Genomic DNA, 7579 nt, shown 5'->3' with positions numbered 1-7579 from the left:
GCATATATATGAGTGTTTCCATCGTTGTCCTCAACAAATAAGAGAGTAACATCTATTTTATCTTCTGTTAACCAGAAAGAGATATATTTTGAAAGAGTCCCATCAATTTCTGTGGCACCATCCGGAATTTGCTCATCTGATTCCAGCTCATTAATATGTTCCCAAAAAATTTGAGGAGAGAACACAAGTAATTTTAAGTTTTTTTGAGAGTCTTCTGAGTACCATATATGTGCTTCTGTGTTGAGATAGTCGGTTATATTAATATCCGTATCTGCCGGTAACTCATAAGTTTCACCGACGTCGGAAGTCAGTGAAAAGGTTTTTGTATGATTAGAATAAGAAGTGACAATCCCCTTGACAAAATAGTAAGTTGTATCTGACTCACTGTCATAATAAGAGCCGGAACCATCTATATCATAAGATACATGTTGCCCCTCAGGCTCCTTAGGGGCGGAAAGGGTGATTAGATCTGAGGGGGCTTTGCCAAAAGCTTGTCCGGATAGCAATATACTACCGAGTACGATACTGCCTGCGATACATAGAATTTTTACATTATTCATGGTTAAATGGCCTCCTTGTTTAGTTGTTGAATATTATATCAATTAAAGTGTGAAAATTGTAATTTTGACTTATCGAAATATGTTTTAGAAATGAGTAGGATTTCGGTTATTTTTGAATATGATAAAGAATAAAGACACAAGTATTGTTCGGTTTATTAGTCGTGTTCCAATGGTTACTGGAAAATAATTGATGATTACAAATACAACGTAATATTATCAATAGCAAAGCTATAGGATTTCAAAAATGAAGTCTTATAGCTATTTTTGTGTAGCAGTAAAAATTGTGAAGGGTATGTTTGGGAAAAATATTTTTGATTACTTGATTTGAATCAAGCGGTGAAATTGCTATTTGTCAGACAATAAGATATAATTAGAGAAAATCTTGTTTGCAAAAGAACAGGATAAACAGTAACTTTAAGCAAGATGGTTTTGTCTGGTGATTTTGAGAGTGTAAAAAGGAAAAAGTATGAGTGATGAAAGAAAAAGGGAAAATGAAGAGGAAAAACTGAAAGATTTTTTTCATAATGTGATAGGAATAAAATCGGAAGCTGTGCTGGAGGTGTTGGCGGAGAACTCGGAAATCTGTAAGTTGAAAGCAAAAACTTTGCTGATGAAAGAGAACGAGAAGGTAAAGCTTTGGTAGGGATCATGAATTTGGACAAGCAGATAACCTCTTTCCTGACAGTGGAGTTGATAACGGATTGTGAAATTGTAAGGATATCAGCGGATGTTCTTCGAAAGCTGGCTATGGAGAATATAGAAATTGCTCTGGTCTGTAATCGAATGCAGAGTGTGGCATCTATGAGGGAATATGAATACAGAAAAATGATTCTTACCTGTAATCCGGTACAGAGATATGAATATTTCCTGGAAACCTATCCGGGGCTGGAAAAATATGATGGGGCTTGACAGAGCTGGAAAGTAACCTGGGCCAAGACAAAAGGTGCATCTGGTTATGAAGTATACAAACTGACTGGAAAGACATGGAAAAAAGTCAGTGACACAAGATCCACTTCTTTTACAGATAAGGGATTAAAAAAGAATACTACTTATCAGTATAAAATCCGCGCATATCAGACAGTGAAAGGAAAGAAAGTTTACAGTGCGTTCTCATCTGTGAAAAAAATTAAAAGATAAGGAGCTAAGAGGAAGAAAAAGTTCTCAGCGATTTTGACAGGTGTTTTTTGATACTGTTTTGTATGGTAATGTCAGTAACTGTAAATGCTGCGCAAAAAATACCTGGAAGAGTAAAAATGGTAAGTGCGTATTCTGGATCCGGATTGCGAATATCCGCTTGACTCAGGTTCATGTTACATGGGACAAAACGACAAATTATTCTCAGATGGATTATCCAAGTCAAAATGAATATAGCAGAGGATGACCTGTAATGGATGCAAAAGTGCAAATCCCAAAGAACCGGATGTGGATGATGGAATTTAATGAATATTACGTTTTCAAAGCAGTAGGATGAAAGGAATATGACCTTTCTCCTGCTGTTTTTCTTTCTGAATAAATCCAGGAGATATAGAATTTGATGTGGTAAAGCGATAAAAATATAGTTTTAAACTATAACTGGTGCTAGATATTATGAATTGGCATATTTGGAAGTGTAGTGGTATAGTATGTTCATGCTCAACGGAGCGGGGAATAAGAGAGAGGGAGAATGAGATGTCTGGGATTGTGATTGAGAAGGTCCGGAAGTCTTTTGACACGAAAGATGGCGTGGTCGAGGCTTTGAAGGATGTGAACCTGAATATCGATTCCGGTGATATATATGGGATTATCGGTATGTCGGGGGCAGGTAAGAGTACATTGGTACGATGTATGAATTTTCTGGAGGTTCCTACAGAGGGACAGGTTCTGATAGATGGGAAGGCTCTTGGAGATTTGACAGAGAAAGAATTGAGGAAACAGAGGGAAGAGATTGGTATGATCTTTCAGCATTTCAATCTGCTGATGCAGAAGTCAGTGATTGATAATGTCTGTTTTCCACTTTATATAAAAGGAAAGAAGAAGGCAGAGGCCAGAAAGAGGGCAGCAGAGCTTTTGGAGATCGTTGGTCTGGGGGACAGGCAGAATGCTTATCCTGCACAGCTCTCCGGTGGTCAGAAGCAGAGGGTTGCCATTGCAAGAGCACTTGCATCGGATCCGAAGATTTTACTTTGTGACGAGGCTACCAGTGCACTGGATCCGCAGACTACTTCTTCCATTCTGGAATTGCTGAAAAAGATTAATAAGCAGTTTGGAATCACCATAGTGATCATTACTCATCAGATGTCGGTGGTGCGTGAAATCTGTACACATGTGGCGATCATGTATGAGGGTGAAGTGGTTGAGAAAGGACTGGTTGCAGATATTTTTGCAAATCCTCAGTCAGAGGTTGCCAAAGAACTGATCCGAAAGGATACAGGTTCTGATATCGACGCAGACAGCAGACTGGATGCAGGCAGGGAAAAAGGACAGGCAGAGATCAAAAGCGGTGAGAAGATACGAATCGTATTCTCTGAGAATTCAGCTTTTGAGCCTGTGATCGCAAATCTGATCCTTACCTTCGGAGAACCGGTAAATATCCTCAAAGCAGATACCAAGAATGTAGGTGGTGTAGCCAAGGGAGAGATGATACTGGAGTTTATGGAAGGCAGTACCAGGACAGAAATGATGAAGCAGTATCTGAAAGAAAAAGGTTTAGCAATCGGGGAGGTGACAGAATATGTGGGATCATGAGACAATAATGATGATTGTCCAGGGTGTGGGAGAAACACTTTACATGACAGTTCTTTCCACAGTTCTGGGATACCTGTTCGGACTTCCTATGGGAGTGCTGCTGGCAGTGTCTGATAAAGAGGGACTGAAACCAAATGCAGTGTTGTATAAGATACTGGATGCAATTGCAAATATTGTGAGAAGTATTCCGTTTCTGATCTTACTGATCCTGCTGATTCCTTTTACCAGAGCAGTGGTGGGAAAGAGCTATGGATCTACAGCAACGGTAGTGCCACTGGTAGTGGCAGCCATTCCTTTTATCGCACGAATGGTGGAATCTTCTATTAAAGAGGTGGATGCAGGTGTGATCGAGGCAGCCAGAGCTATGGGTGCCAGCAATATAAGGATCATTGTGAAGGTTCTTCTGGTAGAAGCCAGAACTTCACTGATCACAGGAGCAACGATTGCAATCGGAACTATCCTTGGTTATTCAGCCATGTCCGGTGCAGTAGGAGGAGGCGGACTTGGAGATATCGCCATCCGCTATGGATATTACAGATATCAGTCAGATATTATGATCGTTACAGTTATCCTGCTGGTGGTGCTGGTACAGATTTTCCAGTCAGTGGGAATGATGATCGCAAATAAGATTGACAGAAGAAAATAGCTATAAGAAATCCATAATTAATGAAATATTTTCGAATGGATGAAAATAACATAAACCCAATTGTTTTAAGAAATTGTTGATTATAAAATGGTTATGAAAAAAGTTAAAATATAAAATTCAGGAGGACAATTATTATGAAAAAATTAGTGGCAGCAGTTTTAACAGGAGTATTAGTGGCAGGAACATTAAGCACAGGCGTTTATGCAAAGGATGATGACAAAACCATCACAGTTGCAGCATCTGCAACACCTCACGCAGAGATCCTTGAGGAGGCAAAACCACTTCTTGAGAAAGAAGGATATGACCTTGAGGTTACTGTATTTGATGATTATGTAAGACCAAACGAGGTAGTTGAGAGTGGAGAGTTTGATGCAAACTACTTCCAGCATATCCCATATCTGGATCAGTTTAATGAGGAGAAGGGCACACACCTTGTAAATGCAGGCGGTATTCACTATGAGCCATTCGGAATCTATCCCGGAACAAAAGACAGCCTGGATGATCTGGAAGACGGAGATTCTATCGCAGTACCAAATGATACCACAAACGAAGCAAGAGCACTTCTTCTTCTCCAGGATAACGGAATCATCACTTTGAAAGATGGCGCAGGATTAAATGCAACTGTTAAGGATATTGCAGAGAATCCTCACAATGTAAAGATCGTAGAGCTGGAAGCAGCACAGGTAGCACGTGTTACAGGTGAGACAGCTTACGTAGTATTAAACGGAAACTATGCTCTGGAAGCAGGATTCTCAGTAGGAAAAGATGCACTTGCATATGAGAAATCTGATTCTGAAGCAGCAAAGACATATGTAAACGTAATCGCAGTAAAAGAAGGCAATGAAGACAGCGATAAGATTAAAGCTTTAGTTGACGTACTGAAATCTGATGAGATCAAAGACTTCATCAATGAAAAATATGACGGTGCTGTAATTCCTTTTGATGACAGTACAGACACTGAAGAAGCTGCTACAGAAGAAACAGACAGCAAGGATACAGATAGCAAGGACGAAGCAAAAGAGGATACTGCAGAAGAAAATGCAGAAACAACTGAAGCAGCAGAAGATGCTGAATAATAACAGATAATAATGACAGATAACAGGAGATTCCTTTTTCAGGTAAAACTGGAGAAGGAATCTTTTTTTGAATAAACTGCGAAGCAGTCATTCGGTTATGAGCAAGTGATGGAAATAAGAGACTTGCATTTGTCTTGTGCTTTTTGATTTTTTTGTGTCAGAAATGCTTTAAAATGTACGAATAATTAAAAAAATAAAAAAAATTAAAAAAGTTTCAAAAAGGTGTTGACATCCGACAAAATCCATTATATAATAGCAAAGCAAGTTACGGAGCGGACAACAAATAAGCCGCCTGAAACAAGCACAATATGGAATCTTAGCTGCAGCTGGGAGAGCATCTGCCTTACAAGCAGAGGGTCATAGGTTCGAGCCCTATGGTTCCATATCTTAAAGAAAATGGCGAGATAGCTCAGTTGGCTAGAGCACACGGTTCATACCCGTGGTGTCGAGGGTTCGAATCCCCCTCTCGCTACTTGACAGAGAAATCTGTCACCAACAAATATGGAATCTTAGCTCAGCTGGGAGAGCATCTGCCTTACAAGCAGAGGGTCATAGGTTCGAGCCCTATAGGTTCCATATCTTAAAAGAAAATGGCGAGAGGAGCTCAGTTGGCTAGAGCACACGGTTCATACCCGTGGTGTCGAGGGTTCGAATCCCCCTCTCTCGCTACTACACGAAAGATGAGTCTGTAAATCGAGTGAAAGGTTTACAGGCTTTTTTATGTTGCCGGCATATTCATACAAAAATATACAAAATTTCTTTTTACTATTGCCATAATCCCCAAAATCCTTTATAATGCAAAAAGGTGAAAGCAAAAGTTCATTGTAATGACAGTAGTATGAAATGATAACAGGGTGGTTATTCAAAAAAGGATAACTGCCTTGTTTTTGATTATAGGAAAAATCGCTATTGTAAAACCTTTTGCCGAATCACATCAACATTCACGAAAGAGAGGGAAAGGAATGGAGAAACAAGAGAAAAACACAGTAACACCCTACGACCTTGACTGGAAGGCCGCCCACCGAAGCTGGCGATTCCTCTTGGTTTGCAGCATGTGCTGGCTATGTTCGTAGGTAATCTTACACCGCTTCTGATCATCACAGCAGCCTGTGGAATCGAAGCCGGCGGAGAACTGCAGGTAGCACTTCTACAGAATGCCATGCTGATTGCAGGTATTGTAACATTGGTTCAGGTATTTACCATAGGACCTGTGGGTGGTAAACTCCCCATCGTTATGGGAACCAGTTCCGGTTTTATTGGCGTATGCCAGAGTGTTGCAGGAGTCATGGGTAATGGAGTGGTTGCGTATGGTGCAATTATGGCGGCATCCTTTATCGGCGGTCTTTTTGAAACTGTACTGGGAAGCTTCCTGAAACCATTGAGAAAATTTTTTCCGTCAGTTGTAACAGGAACCGTTGTATTATCAATCGGTCTTTCGCTGATTGCTGTTGGTATCAGTTCTTTTGGCGGCGGAATGTGCCGCTAAGGACTACGGTTCTCTGAGAGAAGTCTGTTTGTAGGTTTTGTAGTTCTGGTCGTAATTGTCGTATTAAAACATGGAACAAAAGGATTTACAAGCTTTGCATCAATTCTGATCGGCATTATCGTTGGATATGTGCTGGTAAGTATTATGGCAGCAGTTCTTCCTACAACATTTACTTATGTGGATGATGCAGGTGCAACAGTAGAAGCTACCAAATCCTGGGTTCTTAACTGGGATAAAGTAGCAAGCGCATCCTGGTTTGCAGTGCCGAAGATCATGCCTGTCAAATGGGTATTTGATGCAAGGGCAATCGTTCCGATCTGCATCATGTTTATTGTAACAGCTGTAGAAACTGTCGGTGATATTTCCGGTATCACAGAGGGCGGTCTTGGAAGAGAAGCTACAAGACAAAGAGCTTTCCGGCGGCGTTATGTGTGATGGCCTTGGATCTTCACTGGCAGCAGTATTTGGCGTACTTCCGAATACTTCTTTCAGCCAGAACGTAGGTCTGGTTGCAATGAACAAGGTTGTAAACCGTTTCTCAATTGCAACAGGCGGTATTTTCCTTATCGCATGTGGTCTGTTTCCGAAGCTTGCAGCACTGATCTCCATCATGCCTCAGAGTGTATTGGGCGGTGCGGCAGTTATGATGTTCTCATCTATTGTTGTCAGCGGTATCCAGCTTATCACAAAATGGCCGGTAACTCCGAGAAACGTAACAATTGTCTCCGTTGCACTTGGTCTTGGCTATGGACTTGGGGCAAACTCAGCAGTCCTTGCACATATGCCGCAGGCAATCACATTGATCTTCGGCGGTTCAGGAATCGTACCTGCAGCATTGTTTGCTATCATTCTGAATATCGTGCTTCCACCGGATGAGAAATCCGAAGTTGAGATTGCAGAAGAGATTCTTGACATGAAGAAAAAAGAGGCACAGAAGAAATAGCAGCAGAATCAACTTGTTGGCACACTGGGATTGTTCGAAAGTGAATAAGTAAAACAATAAAAAGCGCGAAACTGGGAATATCTGGTTTTGCGCTTTTATTCAGATTATAGTGAATGATTATCTGGTGCAGATGTATGTGGCGAA

Annotated in this window: 7 protein-coding genes, 4 tRNA genes and 2 pseudogenes; 12 read left to right on the top strand and 1 reads right to left on the bottom strand. The window is 40.8% G+C overall.

Annotation, left to right across the window (positions count from 1 at the left end):
* The coding region (locus tag AC075L_RS03865) for a hypothetical protein (protein ID WP_476387167.1) at positions 1-560 on the bottom strand (560 nt) is incomplete at its 3' end.
* 466 nt (positions 561-1026) lie between these two features.
* Here AC075L_RS03865 and AC075L_RS03860 point away from each other — a divergent pair.
* The 12 genes and pseudogenes from AC075L_RS03860 (at position 1027) to AC075L_RS03805 (ending at position 7435) form a co-directional block, all read left to right on the top strand.
* Positions 1027-1203: a hypothetical protein gene (locus AC075L_RS03860; protein WP_008707318.1), complete on the top strand. Its 177-nt coding sequence runs from the start codon at positions 1027-1029 to the stop codon at positions 1201-1203.
* The gene (locus tag AC075L_RS03855; RefSeq protein ID WP_020994112.1) at positions 1197-1469 is read left to right on the top strand and encodes a cyclic nucleotide-binding domain-containing protein; all 273 of its coding nucleotides are present in this window, start codon (positions 1197-1199) and stop codon (positions 1467-1469) included. The genes AC075L_RS03860 and AC075L_RS03855 overlap by 7 nt, the downstream gene beginning before the upstream one ends.
* 18 nt (positions 1470-1487) lie before the next feature.
* Positions 1488-1697, top strand: a pseudogene (locus AC075L_RS03850) (transglutaminase domain-containing protein); the annotation flags it as partial.
* Between the two features lie 531 nt (positions 1698-2228).
* Positions 2229-3284 (top strand): methionine ABC transporter ATP-binding protein, encoded by a 1056-nt coding sequence (locus AC075L_RS03845; RefSeq protein WP_019162464.1) that lies wholly within the window; start codon positions 2229-2231, stop codon positions 3282-3284.
* Complete coding sequence (locus tag AC075L_RS03840; protein ID WP_008707324.1) at positions 3271-3930, top strand: methionine ABC transporter permease; 660 nt, start codon at positions 3271-3273, stop codon at positions 3928-3930. Before AC075L_RS03845 ends, AC075L_RS03840 begins: the two co-directional genes overlap by 14 nt.
* A 134-nt stretch (positions 3931-4064) precedes the next feature.
* Positions 4065-5006 (top strand): MetQ/NlpA family ABC transporter substrate-binding protein, encoded by a 942-nt coding sequence (locus AC075L_RS03835; RefSeq protein WP_118409017.1) that lies wholly within the window; start codon positions 4065-4067, stop codon positions 5004-5006.
* Positions 5007-5316: 310 nt separating this feature from the next.
* A tRNA-Val gene (locus AC075L_RS03830) sits at positions 5317-5389 on the top strand.
* Between the two features lie 15 nt (positions 5390-5404).
* Positions 5405-5478, top strand: a tRNA-Met gene (locus AC075L_RS03825).
* A 31-nt stretch (positions 5479-5509) separates the two neighbouring features.
* Positions 5510-5582: transfer RNA gene (locus tag AC075L_RS03820), tRNA-Val, on the top strand.
* 17 nt (positions 5583-5599) lie between these two features.
* Positions 5600-5674, top strand: a tRNA-Met gene (locus tag AC075L_RS03815).
* 395 nt (positions 5675-6069) lie between these two features.
* Positions 6070-6927 (top strand): annotated as a pseudogene (locus AC075L_RS03810) (solute carrier family 23 protein).
* Positions 6878-7435, top strand: a complete 558-nt coding sequence (locus tag AC075L_RS03805) for a solute carrier family 23 protein (protein ID WP_476387166.1) — start codon at positions 6878-6880, stop codon at positions 7433-7435. The pseudogene AC075L_RS03810 and the gene AC075L_RS03805 overlap by 50 nt, the downstream one beginning before the upstream one ends.
* Positions 7436-7579: the final 144 nt, after the last annotated feature.

It is taken from the genome of Blautia sp. ZXY-1-B12, assembly GCF_056339915.1.
This window is presented reverse-complemented; position numbering and strand designations above follow the sequence as displayed.

Coding starts and splice junctions, on each gene's coding strand:
- AC075L_RS03860 (WP_008707318.1), top strand. CDS start 1,027: ATGAGTGATGAAAGAAAAAGGGAAAATGAAGAGGAAAAACTGAAAGAT.
- AC075L_RS03845 (WP_019162464.1), top strand. CDS start 2,229: ATGTCTGGGATTGTGATTGAGAAGGTCCGGAAGTCTTTTGACACGAAA.
- AC075L_RS03840 (WP_008707324.1), top strand. CDS start 3,271: ATGTGGGATCATGAGACAATAATGATGATTGTCCAGGGTGTGGGAGAA.
- AC075L_RS03835 (WP_118409017.1), top strand. CDS start 4,065: ATGAAAAAATTAGTGGCAGCAGTTTTAACAGGAGTATTAGTGGCAGGA.